Source organism: Streptomyces sp. col6 (assembly GCF_008042035.1).
GTDB lineage: Bacteria > Actinomycetota > Actinomycetes > Streptomycetales > Streptomycetaceae > Streptomyces.
This window is the reverse complement of the sequence record NZ_RDBL01000027.1, coordinates 145,801-158,553: the sequence shown is the minus strand read 5'-3', so window position 1 is coordinate 158,553 and position 12,753 is coordinate 145,801. Positions and strand designations below refer to the sequence as shown.

General features: G+C 67.1%; 16 protein-coding genes and 2 pseudogenes. 7 read left to right on the top strand and 11 right to left on the bottom strand.

All coding sequences use genetic code 11. The features are described from left to right. The first annotated feature begins 321 nt into the window (after positions 1 to 321). Positions 322 to 801: an HIT family protein gene (locus tag EAO73_RS27845; protein WP_147974292.1), complete on the top strand. Its 480-nt coding sequence runs from the start codon at positions 322 to 324 to the stop codon at positions 799 to 801. 11 nt (positions 802 to 812) lie between these two features. Here the strand turns inward: EAO73_RS27845 and EAO73_RS37430 are convergent, their stop codons facing one another. After that, positions 813 to 1,205 carry a hypothetical protein gene (locus EAO73_RS37430; RefSeq protein WP_147974291.1) on the bottom strand — a complete coding sequence of 131 codons (393 nt, stop codon included), beginning with the start codon at positions 1,203 to 1,205 and terminating at the stop codon, positions 813 to 815. After that, on the bottom strand, positions 1,132 to 1,740 hold the full coding sequence (locus tag EAO73_RS27835; RefSeq protein WP_191134251.1) for a hypothetical protein: 609 nt from the start codon (positions 1,738 to 1,740) through the stop codon (positions 1,132 to 1,134). Before EAO73_RS27835 ends, EAO73_RS37430 begins: the two co-directional genes overlap by 74 nt. A 22-nt stretch (positions 1,741 to 1,762) precedes the next feature. Here EAO73_RS27835 and EAO73_RS27830 point away from each other — a divergent pair, with 22 nt between their 5' ends. Then, positions 1,763 to 1,903, top strand: a complete 141-nt coding sequence (locus EAO73_RS27830) for a CsbD family protein (protein ID WP_147974464.1) — start codon at positions 1,763 to 1,765, stop codon at positions 1,901 to 1,903. Between the two features lie 80 nt (positions 1,904 to 1,983). On the opposite strand, the gene EAO73_RS27825 is transcribed toward EAO73_RS27830, so the two are convergent. From EAO73_RS27825 to EAO73_RS27815, 3 genes are all read right to left on the bottom strand, one after another. Then, positions 1,984 to 2,391, bottom strand: coding sequence for a DUF2267 domain-containing protein (locus EAO73_RS27825; protein ID WP_147974290.1), 408 nt, complete (start codon positions 2,389 to 2,391; stop codon positions 1,984 to 1,986). Positions 2,392 to 2,480: 89 nt separating this feature from the next. Then, entirely contained in the window at positions 2,481 to 2,876 is a 396-nt protein-coding gene (locus EAO73_RS27820; RefSeq protein WP_147974289.1) for a DUF2267 domain-containing protein, read from the bottom strand. A gap of 111 nt (positions 2,877 to 2,987) precedes the next feature. After that, positions 2,988 to 3,422 (bottom strand): Hsp20/alpha crystallin family protein, encoded by a 435-nt coding sequence (locus EAO73_RS27815; protein WP_147974288.1) that lies wholly within the window; start codon positions 3,420 to 3,422, stop codon positions 2,988 to 2,990. Positions 3,423 to 3,550: 128 nt separating this feature from the next. Here EAO73_RS27815 and EAO73_RS27810 point away from each other — a divergent pair, with 128 nt between their 5' ends. Continuing rightward, a complete protein-coding gene (locus tag EAO73_RS27810) occupies positions 3,551 to 4,216 on the top strand; it encodes an HSP18 transcriptional regulator (RefSeq protein WP_147974287.1) in 666 nt (221 codons plus the stop codon). A 281-nt stretch (positions 4,217 to 4,497) separates the two neighbouring features. On the opposite strand, the gene htpG is transcribed toward EAO73_RS27810, so the two are convergent. Beyond that, the gene (gene htpG, locus EAO73_RS27805; RefSeq protein ID WP_147974286.1) at positions 4,498 to 6,420 is read right to left on the bottom strand and encodes a molecular chaperone HtpG; all 1,923 of its coding nucleotides are present in this window, start codon (positions 6,418 to 6,420) and stop codon (positions 4,498 to 4,500) included. A gap of 113 nt (positions 6,421 to 6,533) precedes the next feature. Continuing rightward, positions 6,534 to 7,184 carry a type III effector protein gene (locus EAO73_RS27800; protein WP_147974285.1) on the bottom strand — a complete coding sequence of 217 codons (651 nt, stop codon included), beginning with the start codon at positions 7,182 to 7,184 and terminating at the stop codon, positions 6,534 to 6,536. A gap of 127 nt (positions 7,185 to 7,311) precedes the next feature. Between EAO73_RS27800 and EAO73_RS27795 the strand changes: the two genes are divergently transcribed. Then, complete coding sequence (locus EAO73_RS27795) at positions 7,312 to 7,743, top strand: Hsp20/alpha crystallin family protein (RefSeq protein ID WP_147974284.1); 432 nt, start codon at positions 7,312 to 7,314, stop codon at positions 7,741 to 7,743. 813 nt (positions 7,744 to 8,556) lie between these two features. Continuing rightward, a pseudogene (locus EAO73_RS27780) lies at positions 8,557 to 9,530 on the top strand (IS110 family transposase); the annotation flags it as partial. Positions 9,531 to 9,548: 18 nt separating this feature from the next. On the opposite strand, the gene EAO73_RS27775 reads toward EAO73_RS27780, so the two are convergent. The 3 genes from EAO73_RS27775 to EAO73_RS37425 form a co-directional block, all read right to left on the bottom strand. Beyond that, positions 9,549 to 9,704, bottom strand: coding sequence for a hypothetical protein (locus EAO73_RS27775; RefSeq protein WP_224756488.1), 156 nt, complete (start codon positions 9,702 to 9,704; stop codon positions 9,549 to 9,551). A gap of 224 nt (positions 9,705 to 9,928) precedes the next feature. Beyond that, positions 9,929 to 10,360, bottom strand: a complete 432-nt coding sequence (locus tag EAO73_RS27770; protein ID WP_147974283.1) for a hypothetical protein — start codon at positions 10,358 to 10,360, stop codon at positions 9,929 to 9,931. Between the two features lie 221 nt (positions 10,361 to 10,581). After that, positions 10,582 to 11,568 carry an RHS repeat domain-containing protein gene (locus tag EAO73_RS37425; RefSeq protein ID WP_412075383.1) on the bottom strand — a complete coding sequence of 329 codons (987 nt, stop codon included), beginning with the start codon at positions 11,566 to 11,568 and terminating at the stop codon, positions 10,582 to 10,584. Here EAO73_RS37425 and EAO73_RS36855 point away from each other — a divergent pair. Beyond that, positions 11,537 to 11,689, top strand: coding sequence for a hypothetical protein (locus EAO73_RS36855; RefSeq protein WP_224756487.1), 153 nt, complete (start codon positions 11,537 to 11,539; stop codon positions 11,687 to 11,689). The two genes, EAO73_RS37425 and EAO73_RS36855, sit on opposite strands and share 32 nt — an antisense overlap. Before the next feature lie 37 nt (positions 11,690 to 11,726). Next, positions 11,727 to 11,840: pseudogene (locus EAO73_RS27760) on the top strand (NAD(P)H-binding protein); the annotation flags it as partial. Positions 11,841 to 12,067: 227 nt separating this feature from the next. Here the strand turns inward: EAO73_RS27760 and EAO73_RS27755 are convergent. Then, a complete protein-coding gene (locus EAO73_RS27755) occupies positions 12,068 to 12,748 on the bottom strand; it encodes a GAP family protein (protein ID WP_147974281.1) in 681 nt (226 codons plus the stop codon). Positions 12,749 to 12,753 lie beyond the last annotated feature (5 nt).

The window sequence follows — 12,753 nt, the reverse complement described above, 5'->3', positions numbered from 1 at the left end:
GGCTGAGACGGGCAGGAGGTGCGCAGCGCACGCCCTCCGGAGAAGGGGTCGCCACAGCTGCGGACGCACCGGAGTGGGGTCCACGCGGTGGCCGGCCGCCGTTGTGCGGGCGCTATACGCAAGTAGAGGAGGGCAGCACCGGGTGGTCGATGTGGTGGTGCTCGATCTCCACTCCGTACTCGCCGTCCATCGCCTCCCAGACCCGGCGGCCTACGGCCTCTGCCACCGCAACCGAACTTTTCCGGACTAAGAAATGGCGGTCACTGCGATGTCCCGATGCGCTCATCCGGGGTGATGATCACGGTCGGGTAGGTTCTGGCCATGATTGATGACTGGCGGATGGATCGGATCGGGTGTGCCCTGCGAGGCGAGAACCCCACGGTTCTGCGGCGCTTGAGCGCGGGATTCGCAGTGATCGGCGATGTGCAGTTCCTGCCGGGCTACTCGGTGCTCCTGGTGGATGATCCTGAGGTCGAGAGGCTGTCGGACCTGCCCAGGGGCAAGCGGCTGGCTTTCCTGTCCGACATGGACCAACTCGGGGAAGCGGTCGAGCGGGCATCGCGTCACCTGGATGCGGCTTTCCGGCGGGTCAATCTGGAGATCCTGGGGAACACCGATGGGTTCCTGCATGCGCACGTATGGCCCCGGTTCGAGTGGGAGCCGACCGACTTGGTGCGAATGCCGGTGTGGCTCTATCCCCGCGAGAGGTGGACCGACCAGCAGTACGCACTCGGACCGCAGCACGACCTGCTGCGCAAGGCGATCGGGGACGAGCTCGACCGCCTTCGTCAGGCGAACTAACAGAAGGCACATCATGAGGCGGCCGTCTTCAGCACGCGGGGGAGATGGGCGTGCATGTGCTCGATCGTGGTTTCCCGGCCCAGGTCGCCGATGCGTTGGCCAATGATTTGGACCAAACCGCAGGCCCTGTGACGGCCGCCGGCGCATCCGACGGCGATGCTGCGGGGGCCCGCGAGCAGCATCGCGTACGACACCAGGTTGTCGATCAGTTCGAGGGCCCCGGGAGTGTTGAGGACGATGTCTTGGACGCGGGGGTGGAAGCCGTCGAGGTCGAGGATGTCGCGTGCGGCTGCCGGGTCGCGGAGCCGATCGCGAACGTCTTCGACGCGGTCAGCGGCTGGCGGGATCGGCCTGCCTGTCGGGTCCGTCGGCAGCTTCGGGCATCGCGGCCTGCTGGTGGGCACGGACGGCTGCGGACCGCTGTGCCGGTGTGAGGGCGGTGTCCCGGCCGGGGTGGTCGACGGCGTGGGGAGCAGACGCCGTTGCGCCCTCGAGGTCGCGGTGATCGGCGGGTGTGAAGACGGTCAAGGTCGTGGTCGCCGCCTCGGTGGCGGTGTCCGCTCGGATGCGGGCGTCGCGGATCGCGTTCTGCACGGCGAGGCTCGCGAGTCGGGCGCGCTCGTAGCGGCTGGACTCACGAGGCGATGCGCCTTGGGCGGGGGCGGCCCACCACCGGTGCGGCAGGGGGAAGTCGGCGGTGTAGGTCATCCGGTCCGGTGTCGGCGCCCCACGGCCGGGCTTGGTGACCGTGTGGCGGCGGGAGTGGCGGAGCAGGGCCCGGTCGGCGATGGAGTCGTCCAGGCCGGGGGTGAACTCGCGGCCGCGCAGCGTCTCCAGCAGGTGCCGGCGCGCTTCGGCCAGGATGTGGCGCCGGGAGAACTTCTCGCGGACGGTGAAAACGATCGCGGCGACGTCGACGGCGGCGAGCGCCACGTCCACGGCGGGATCCACCCGCGCCCGGATCGCCGCCCCCGCTGCCCGGAAGGAGACCGCCGGCCGCCTGACGGGCAACGAGCGGCTGACGGCCGAGGGTCGCGCCGAGCAGGCCAAGGGCGACGCCCACCAGGCCAAGGAGAAGATCAAGGACACCTTCAAGCACTGAGACTCCGCCTCACACGACGGGTCCGGGACCGCAGTAGCGGTCCCGGACCCGTCTCGTGTGCCCGCCCGCCGGGGTGCCGGTCAGGCGGCGGCAGGCGCGGGACGGCGCAGTTCTGCCTGGCCGAAGAGGAGGGCGTAGCCGCCCGGAAGCCGGCGCAGGATCCGGGCGAGGAGGTCGGGGCCGGCCAGGCGGGTGACGACGGCGAGGACGGCGCCGGTGTCCCAGCGGGTGGTGGCCGGGGTGGCACCGGTGCGGGCTGCCAGGTCCTTGACGAAGCCCCAGCCGGTGAGGTGTTCGGTGTCGGGGATCTGGGCGGTCAGGGTGAGGGCGGCTTCGACGGGCAGCACCTGGGCGAGGTAGACGCGTTCGTCGCCGGTGAGCTGGCGGCCGAGAGCGGACAGGACCTGGTGGACGGCTTCAGCGGCGCGTTCACGGGTGGGGTAGGCGCCCTCGTAGCGCACGCGTTCCAGCATCTGGTCGAACGTCATGGCCGTCTGGGAGGCGTTCGTTCGAGGCTGGTCGTACACGGTTGTGGCTGCCTTTCTGTGCAGAGGGAGCCGGTCTGGGCCGGTGGCGGTCAGACCGGTTGGGGGTGGCCGAAGAGGAGGTCGTATCCGGGCGGGAGCTGGAGGAGGACCTCGCGGATGAGGACATCGCCCGCGGCGGCGGCCGCGGTGGACAGGACCGCGCCGATGTCCCACAGGGCGGTCTCCTCGGTGGCGCCCTCGATCCAGGCCGCGGTCGCCCGCACGAACCGTTCGGGGGAAAGCGGTTCGGCAGCCTGCAGCGGGTTCAGGAGGATCAGGGCGTACGTCTCGGGGAGCCGGGCGGCGAGCTCGGCCCGGACCGTGCCGACCAGGTGGGCACCAAGCAGCGCCAGGACGACACGGGCAACGCGGTCGGCTTCCTCAGCGGTTTCGTACTCGCCGCGTTCCTGGACGTGGGCCAGGAACGGCTCCCTGCGCATCGACATCGACATCACCTCCGGAAAGAGGGGTGAAGAAGATCAGGATGGTGGCGGAGGGCGGGTGCCGGAGGGGGGTCGGCTCTCCCCCGCCCTCCGCTGGCTGCTGGTGCGCAGACCTCAGGCGGAGATCTGCTTGGGGCCGGCGTCGGCGCGGATGCTGATCTTGCGGGGCTTGGCGCGCTCGGCGATCGGGATCCGCAGGGTCAGGACACCCGCGTCGTAGTCCGCCTCGATGTGCTCGGTGTCCAGGGTGTCGGCCAGCATGATCTGGCGGGAGAAGACACCCAGCGGCCGCTCGGAGAGCTCCATCTTCACGGAGTCGGCCTTGGCGGCCGGGCGGCGCTCCGCCTTCACGGTCAGCATGTTCCGCTCGACGTCGATGTCGATCGCCTCGGTGCTCACACCGGGCAGGTCGAACGCGATCACGTACGCGTCTCCGTCGCGGTAGGCGTCCATCGGCATGACCGACGGCTTCGACCACGTACCGGACGTACCCGACAGCTGCTGGACGATCCGGTCCATCTCGCGGAACGGGTCGGTGCGCATCAACATCGCGAAACACCTCCAGTTGGTTCAGGCAGAAACTGCCAATGCGCTTCAACGTGCCACCGTTGTAACATGTCATCCAAACGACGACAAGCGCAGAGTCATCTGGAGGATGACGCGATACGGAGAGCTCCATGAACGAAGCCCCTACACCGGCCGCGCCGGTCTCCTTTCTCGCCGCCTCCGCGGCGCTGGAAGCGATCAACCAGTCCTTGAAAGACGCACAGCGATCCGCCGCCCGGAGACCGAACGCGGAGCCACCTCCGGCTGACGCGGGCCCGCGCCCGGCCCTGGCGGCCCTGCTGACGTTGCGCGAGGTCCGCGAACAGCTCGCCGGCTGGGAGAGCGGACTGATCGAAACCGCCCGCGGGCAGGGAGCAAGCTGGGCCGACCTCGCAGGCCCCCTCGGTGTCGCCAGCCGCCAGGCCGCGGAGCGCCGCTACCTGCGACTGCGCCCCGGCACGCCTGGATCCACCGGTGAGGAGCGTGTCCAGGCCACCCGTAATTCGCGTGCCGCGGACCGCACCGTCACCGCATGGGCCCGCGACAACGCAGCGGACCTGCGCCGCCTCGCCGGACAGATCACCGCCCTCACCGACCTGCCCGAGAATGCCCAGGACGCGGTCGGCGAGCTGAACCTGGCACTCGCCGATAACGACCCTGCCCGCCTCGTCCGCCCGCTGACCGCCGCGCGCGCGTACCTACGGCCCGAAGACGCCGGCCTCGCCGAACGCATCGACACCTTCACGCGGCACACCGAACAGCTCCGCCAGGACACACACGACCAACGCAGCACATGAGCCTGGGACACCCGAGAACGCCGCTTCATGCGGCGAAGCTCTTTCGCCTGGTGGAAGGGCGCCCACGAACGGTTGCGGACGCCGACCTCGCCGGCGTATGACGACCCGATGCGCACCCGCCCCGCCGTCCCATGATCCCGCCCAGAGCAGATGGCCTGGGCGGTTTCCTGACGCGCGGGGACATGGTCCACCTGGCAGCGGTCACGGTCGCACCGTCTGCTCCAGCGCTCCGAGCGGAATGCCGGAACAGACGGTTCCTCTGTGCAGGGCTGCTTCTGTGATTACAGGGTGCGGGTCAGGTGGTCGGTGAGGAGCCGGGTGAAGCGGGCCGGGTCGGGCAGGTCTCCTCCTTCGGCGAGCAGCGCGCTGCCGTAGATCAGCTCGGCGATCTCCGTCAGAGCGGGGGCCTCGGCGTCTGCGTGGTGTGCGGTGCGAAGTGCGGTGATCAGGGGGTGTGTGGGGTTGAGTTCCAGGATCCTTTTGACGGTGGGCATCTGCCGGCCCATGGCCCGGTACATCTTTTCCAGGGTGGGTGTGACGTCGTGGGCGTCACCGACGATGCAGGCTGCCGAGGTGGTCAGGCGTGATGACAGGCGTACCTGCTTGACGTGGTCGGACAGGGTAGTGGTCAGCCAGGGCAGAAGGGCGGCGAAGTCCTGCTCGCGCTGGGCCTTGTCCGTGTCGGTTTCCGTTTCGCCGTCGGCGGACTCGTCGAGGTCGACCTGGCCCTTGGCGATGGACTGCAGGCGATGGCCGTCGAAGGCGGGGACCTGGTCGACCCATACCTCGTCGACGGGGTCGGTGAGGATGAGCACCTCGTAGCCCTTGGCGGCGAAGGCTTCCATGTGCGGGGAGTTCTCCACCATGGCCCGGGTCTCGCCGGTCAGGTAGTAGATGGTGTCCTGGCCGTCCTTCATGCGCTCGACGTACTCGCGCAGTGTGGTGGTCTTCTCCGGGTCGTGGGTGGAGGCGGCCGACACCAGCTCCAGCAGGGCTTCGGTGTTGTCCGGGTCCTCGAGCAGGCCCTCCTTCAGTGCCCGGCCGAACTGGGCCCATACCTTCGTGTAGCGCTCGGTGTCCTTGGCCTGCATGTCCTTGAGTGCGCCGAGGACCTTCTTGACCAGGCGTCGGCGCACGCCCTGGATCTGGCGGTCGTGCTGGAGGAGCTCGCGCGAGACGTTCAGCGACAGGTCGTGGGCGTCCACGACACCCTTGACGAAGCGCAGGTAGTTGGGCATGAGCGCTTCGCAGTCGTCCATGATGAACACCCGCTTGACGTACAGCTGCACGCCGGACTTGGACTCGCGGGAGTACAGGTCGAAGGGGGCCTGTTCGGGGATGAACAGCAGCGCCTCGTATTCGAAGGTGCCTTCGGCGCGCATATGGATCGTCTCGGCCGGGGGCAGCCAGTCGTGGCTGATCTGCTGGTAGAACTCGTTGTACTCGTCCTCGGTCACCTCGCTGCGGGGCCGGGCCCACAGCGCCTTCATCGAGTTGAGCGTGTCGAGGTCGGAGGTGGCTTCGCCGTCGGCATCGCTCCGGTCGGTGGCCATGCGGATCGGCCAGCGGATGAAGTCCGAGTAGCGCTTGACGATCTGTCGGATCTTCGATTCGGAGAGGTAGTCGGCGAGTCCGTCCTCGCTGTCGGCGGGCTTGAGGTGCAGGGTGACCGAGGTGCCGACGGGGAGGTCGCCGGCGGCGGCCTGGATGGTGTAGGAGCCCTCGCCGTCGGACTCCCACTGGGTACCGGAGTCGGTGCCAGCCCGCCGGGTGCGCACGGTGACCTTGTCGGCGACCATGAACGCCGAGTAGAAGCCGACGCCGAACTGCCCGATCAAACTCTCCGCGGTGGCGGCGTCCTTGGACTCCTTGATCTTCTCCAGGAGGGCGGCGGTGCCGGACTTGGCGATCGTGCCGATCAGCTCCACGAGATCATCTCGGGTCATGCCGATGCCGTTGTCGCGGACGGTCAAGGTGCGGGCGTTCTTGTCGACCTCCAGCGAGATGTGCAGGTCAGCGGTGCCGTTCTCGGTGAGGCTGGCGTCGGTCAGTGATGCCAGCCGCAGTTTGTCCAGGGCGTCGGAGGCGTTCGAGATCAGCTCGCGCAGGAAGATGTCCTTGTTCGAGTAGATCGAGTGGATCACCAGTCGGAGCAACTGGCGGGTCTCGGCCTGGAATTCCAGCGTCTCGACGCTGCTGGGCATGCTGGGTCCTTTCAGCGGAAGGTCAGGTACGGATGGGGCTCGGGCAGGGGCCTCGTCGGCGTGACGCGCAGGTGGTGCGCACCGCGGACGGAGGATGGCTCTGCGTGTGCGGGTCAGTCTTCGTCGGAGGCTGTCGTCGTGCGGTGGGCTTCGAGGACGTCCAGGGAGTCGACGAGAGCGGTGTGGCGGGCGTCGAGGTGGGGACGCATGCCGGCCAGGGGCGCGATGAGTTCGGCGGCGTCCGTGGCGCCGAGAGCGGTGTGCAGGGCGGCCTGTGCCGAGCGCGCTTCGGGCGTGAGGTGGGCGAGAGCGGTGATCTGTCCGGCGAGGCGGCGCAGGTCGGCTGCGTTGGCTCGGGCCCAGGTGGCGGCGGTGCGGTCGGCGGCGCGGCGTTGGCGGGTGGCCTGCACACGCTGTTCTCCGGTGGTACCGGCGGGGCCGGGCCGGCCGCGCAGGTAGCGGCGTTCAGCAGCTTGGCGGCTGGCGACACCAAGGGGATGGGCAAGCTCTGCCCAGCTGGCGCCTGCATCGCGGGCGGTTTCGATCAGACCGGTCTCCCAGCCGGCGAGCTGCTCGCGCACCTGCCGCAGCAGCATGAGCGAGGCCAGAGCCTGCTCGGGGCCGGGCCCGAGGGCGTCGGAAGTGTCGTTCTGGGCGTCGCGCAACGCGTCGTCCATGGCGGCCAGGGCTGCCGCGGCAGCCATGAAGGACGCCGGACTGCGGGCCTCGCTACCGGGCGCGGGCGGCTGATGGGCTGCGGTCACGGGCACCTCCTTCAGAATGTCATCAGGTTGACGACGACATGTTTGTCATCCACTGGATGACATGTTACAACAGGGTCTGTGCAGCGCATTGGCAGCAACCGTTCGACCCTGCTGGAGGTGTTTCACAATGTTGATGCGCACCGAGCCCTTCCGTGAGCTGGACCGGATGGCGCAGCAGCTGACGGGTCCGGGCACCTGGTCGAAGCCATCGGTGATGCCGATGGACGCCTACCGCGAGGGCGACGAGTACGTGGTGGCCTTCGATGTCCCCGGCGTGACCGCGGACGCGATCGACATCGACGTCGAGCGGAACATGCTGACCGTCAAGGCCGAGCGACGGCCGACGGCCAAGGCCGACAACGTCAAGATGGAGCTGTCCGAGCGGCCCCTGGGCGTCTTCTCCCGCCAGATCATGCTCGCCGACACCCTCGACACCGAGCGCATCCAGGCCGACTACGACGCCGGCGTTCTCACCCTGCGCATCCCGCTCGCGGAGCGCGCCAAGCCCCGCAAGGTCTCCATCGGCACCGGCTCCGGCCGCAAGGAAATCTCCGGCTGACCAGTCCGGAACCGGTGCGGAGGACGGCCCATCGACCTCCCCCTCCCCGGCCTCCGCCCCCCTGTGGAACCGACAACACCAAGGGGTGGCGGCTGATGACCTTGCGACGCGAAGCGTTCTCGACCGTGTGAAGGAACGCGGCGAATCCGACACAGCGGAGGAAGCCGAGCGTGCGGCGCGCGTGGTGCTTGCCCTGCTCGGCGCCCACCCGATCGGCAGAAGGTCCGCGCCCGGCTCGCGGCTGATCAGGCCCTGCGCGTCACGTTGACGGCCGAGCCTCCGCAAGAGGGCTCGGCCGTCAACGCGTCGAAGCGGCGGCCTGCCGAGCCAACGAGGCGGACATGGTGCAAGAGGTTCAGAAACTCGTAACGCTGCCATCACACAGGTCAAGACCTTCCCACCACATTTCCCCAGCCCAGAGCCATTCACCACACCCACTGGGAAGGGAGCAATACCCGTAACACCCTCCCGCTCTTACAGGGCATATCGTGGCGGCCCGCCTGCGGCCATGTCCCGCTGGCGGGCGCCTGCGGGCTGGTGGTGCGTCATGCAGGGTTGTCGGTGTGCGCCGCTGACGGACAAGCTGTGGATCGATTCCGGCCCGGCCCTCAGAGCCCTGGCCGTTCACGCCTGCAGCCGGTACACCGCAGCGGGCTTCTCATGGTCCATCCCTGGATGCTCGCGGCCAGCACTGTCACGTTCGAGGGCGACGACATCGGGACGTGGCGGTGGCGACAGCAGGAGCCGGGCACCTGGGCGTAGCTGATGCCCGAACAGCGCGAGCGGCTGGAGGCGCTGGGCGTACGGGGTGCGGCCCTCCCCGTGGCGGCCGCGACCCCGGCGGAGCACCGTCCCGGGCTGGCCGCCGCGCTCAAGGGCCCGAAGAAGGCCGGGAGCAAGGCCAAGGCGGCATTCCAGCGGGGCCTGGCGGCTCGCGCAGTGGGTGGAACGCGAAGGTCCCGGCCAGCCCGTCCCACGCGGAGCGGTAGCTGGAGATGATCGTCGGCTTCGACGACGACCTGGCCGGCGAGGCCACCAGGATCGCGAACCGGCTCCACGGCCTGCTCACCCAGATCCACCCGTCGCTGGAACGAGTCCTTGGGCCGCGGTTGCAGCACCCGGCCGTCCTCACGCTGCTCGAAAGGTTCGGGTCCCCGCCCCAGATACGCAAGGCCGGACGGCGGCGGCTGGTCACCCTGCTGCGGCCGAAGGCGCCCAGGATGGCCGAGCGGCTGGTCGAGGAGATCTTCGACGCGCTGGACGAGCAGACCGTCACCGTTCCGGGGACCGAGGCGGCTGCGCTGATCGTCCCAAGCCTCGCCGGCTCGCTGGCCGCTGTCCTTGACCAGCGCAAGCTGCTGGCCGGGCGGATCGAGGAACTGCTGAAGGCCCACCCTCTTTCCAAGGTCCTGACCTCGATGCCGGGAGTCGGCGTCAGGACCGGAGCCCGCATCCTGATCGAGGTCGGCGACGGCAGCACCTTCCCGACCGCCGGCCACCTCACCGCCTACGCTGGACTCGCCCCGGCGACCCGCAGCTCGGGCTCCTCCATCCGCGGCGAACAGCCCTCCCGGAGAGGAAACAAGCAGCTCAAACGCGCCTTCTTCCTCTCCGCGTTCGCAGCTCTGAGCGACCCGGCGTCGAGGGTCTACTACGAGAAGAAGATCGCCCAGGGCAAACACCACACCCAGGCCCTGCTCTGCCTCGCCCGGCGCCGGGCCGACGTTCTGTTCGCGATGCTCCGCGACGGAACCTTCTACGAACCCCAACCGGCCGCGGCCAGGTGAGGAGCCCAGACCGCTCGATCAGCCCTCCGGCCGAAGCCGCTGACGAGCGGCCTCAAGCCACTCGTCATAGTCAGGCGCGAACAACTCGGGAAGGGTCTTGACGAGTGTTCCGGCGATGCGATGGATCGGTGCCCAGACCGCCGGATCGTCGACCACGCGGCTAAGGTCCGTCATCTAGAGCTTCTCCAGCCAGTGCGACAGCACCAATGCCTCGTCACTCGTGAGCTTGATCGTGACCTGGCTATCAGACATGCACACCCCTACGGCTCGGCCCGCCCTTCACCGCACGAACCTACTGGCCTTGGACCTTGACCAAACACATAGGGGCACACCCCTTTGAATACCTCATACCCCGGTGGCGCCCCCAGTATCCACGAGCCGCCAGCCCTCAAGGTTCATCAATCAGCGTAGTCGAACGTCTCCAATCCAGACATTCCTACGGACTCCAAAACAGCGACCAATCGTGACAGATACCACTCAAAATCAAGGAGCATTTCGCAATCCGCACGACGGACAGGATTAATTACCGGACTCAAAGTCACCTCCTCCTTGGAAGGCATAAAAATGAACGAGCCGCCAATTTGCGTATCCTTCCAAGTAAGCACGATGGCGCACGGCAGGCGAGATTCCTGGGTCGCAGAAAGGGACTCGTATACGGATTCCACATTTTCCAATTCGGTTGACTGCCAATCGAAAAAATCTGGATCAACCAAGTAACTTACGGATCCATAGTCGTCCGGATTCCATCCAGCCTGAACAAGATGGTTCAGAATACTCCGGACGCCGATCGCGCTGCGGAGATGGAACTTGAAACCAAAATCCCGAGACATACACACACCAATACAGAAGCGATGGAAACTCGCCTGTTCTCACGCCACGACATGAGAACAGGCGAGTAGATTCTACCGAGGAACTACCTCATAGGGTATCCCTTTTTTCGAAAGGTGAGAGGCAATATTTTCCGGTATCGAAACCTCCGACACCACCTTGTATTGCATACCATTCCGACGGAGTTCACTCGCTCCCAGTATTTACCGGATTTTGCTTCATATCAGATCTCTTCCCCAGAGCTCTGATCCAAATATCTACCATCGAAGTCCCGGCCACCCTTCATGAAGCCGGGCTTTCCCGGCTTATCTCCGGGCAAGCCATTAAAGTGTTTCTGAAGAGCGATTTCGTACGACTCCCCGTTCTCCTGAGCTATTCTCCCCTTGCTCTTCCCCTCTGAGAATTCCTGATTCAGCCCGTCACTGAAGCGAGAGGCACCATGTTTGGTCGTGTAGGCACCACCGACCATGATGCCAGCTCCTAGGGCGGCAACTGGTGCGCCGGCTACGCAGCCGGCAACACTTACACACGCCAGCGCTCCGCCCATGACGTCGCCGCCGCCTTGAAACATGGTGGCGACTCCGACGGTGACCTCCAGGGCACCCCACCATACGTCCGACGTGGTGAATACTGCAGTTCCGTAATTCCAGAGGGTACTTCCGACGCCCGAGATATTCGAAAGCCACTTTCCTCCCCCGCCCCCACTGCCCCCTCCGTCATCTCCGTTCCCACTACCGCTGGTGGGCGGCGCCGTAGCGGTGGGGTCCGGATTTGTATTAATCGGATAGGACGGGTCAGGATTTCCGGTGTTGTTGCCGGGCAGGCAGTGACCGTTCCCCGGGTCGACACACGTACCCGTGGGGTCGGAGTTCGTGGTAGGTGCCTGTCCCGCATAGCTGTAGCCGTTGAGAGTTTGGTGCCTGCTTAGTTCGAGAAGGGGGTCGATACTGAGGAATTGACCGATGGCTAGATCATATTCACGGGCGCCGATGTGGGTGAGACCGGTGGTTTGGTCTGTTGGTTTCCCGAGGAAAGCTTTGTCGTCGGGCCAAGTGGTGGGTTTTGTGCCGCGCTGGGCGCCGAAGGGAGTGGTGTAGCGCTTGGTGACGGCTTGAGTGGTGGCGTCGATGGCAAGGCTGCTAGTGCCGTGGTGATCGGCAGCTAGGAAGCTGAGCTTCGTGCCTGCGGTGGTGGCCTGCCAGTACCTCACCGACTGGATCGCCACCAAGCTCCGCTGGCAACTCACCATCGACAACACCGAACGCAACACCCTCGTGCAGGCAACCGCGCCCTGCCCGAACAAGCCCGTCACCATCACCCTCGCCCGCTGACCCACTCCCCCGTTCTCCGTTCCGTGAGGAGCCCTTTGTGGCAAAGATCGCTCTCTTCGGTGCCAATGGCGCGATCGGCAGCCGTGTGCTGCGTGAAGCGTTGGACCGTGGCCACCACGTCACCGCCGTCGTCCGTGACCCCGCAAAGATCAGACCGCGAGGTTGAGTTCGCTGGCGTGGGCGATGAACAGCACCAGGGAGAGCGCCACGGCAGGCAGCAGCCCTGGCTGGGGCTCGAAGACGTTCACGCCAAAGAGTGCGTTGAGCGCGATCAGAAGGCTGCTGGGTACCGGTGCAGCTCGCCGGGGGTAGGCCGAATCGCATGCCTCCGATGACGGCTGCTTGCCTGGCAGTTCTGGGCTGTCGGTCGGGCGCAGGTCAGCCCGACAGGCCGCTCACCGCGTCGCCGATGTACTTGGCGCCGAGGATGATCAGGACGGTAGTCATGATGGCCGCGTTGTGGGCGCCCATCCAGGCCTTCCACTCGCGGAGCACCTTCGCCGACCTGGAGCCGCCGAGGAGGTAGACGCCGAGCGGCAGCAGCGTGCAGAGGGAGGCGATCAGCACCATGAGGACGGCGGCTACGGCCTTGCCGCCGGCCGGGGCGGTGCTCGCGGCGATGGAGACGGCGCCGCCGACGGCGAGGACCAGGTTCTTGGGGTTGGCGGCGGCGAGCGCTGCGGCGAGGCCGGCGGATTTGGCGGGGCTGAACCGGTCGATCGCCGCCATCCAGCCCGGCTGGTCGGCCGCGCGGCCCTCCCGCGGCCGGTCCTTCCACTGCTTGACGCCCATGAGGAGGAACAGAACGCCGAGTCCCAGCTTGAGCCACAGTGTCCAGGAAGCCGGACTGTCGCCGCCGCCGGAGGCGTTGCCGCCCGAGCCGGCGAGGATGACGACGGTGACCAGTACGGCGAGCGAGAGCACCCAGCCCGCGGTGAAGGCGATGCCGTTGCGCCTGCCCTTGGGGGTGGCCAGCATGAGGATCACGGCGATCAGCGGCAGTGGACTGATCGCGATACCCACGGCGGACGCGAGCATCTGCCCGATGGCGTCTCCCACGGCGG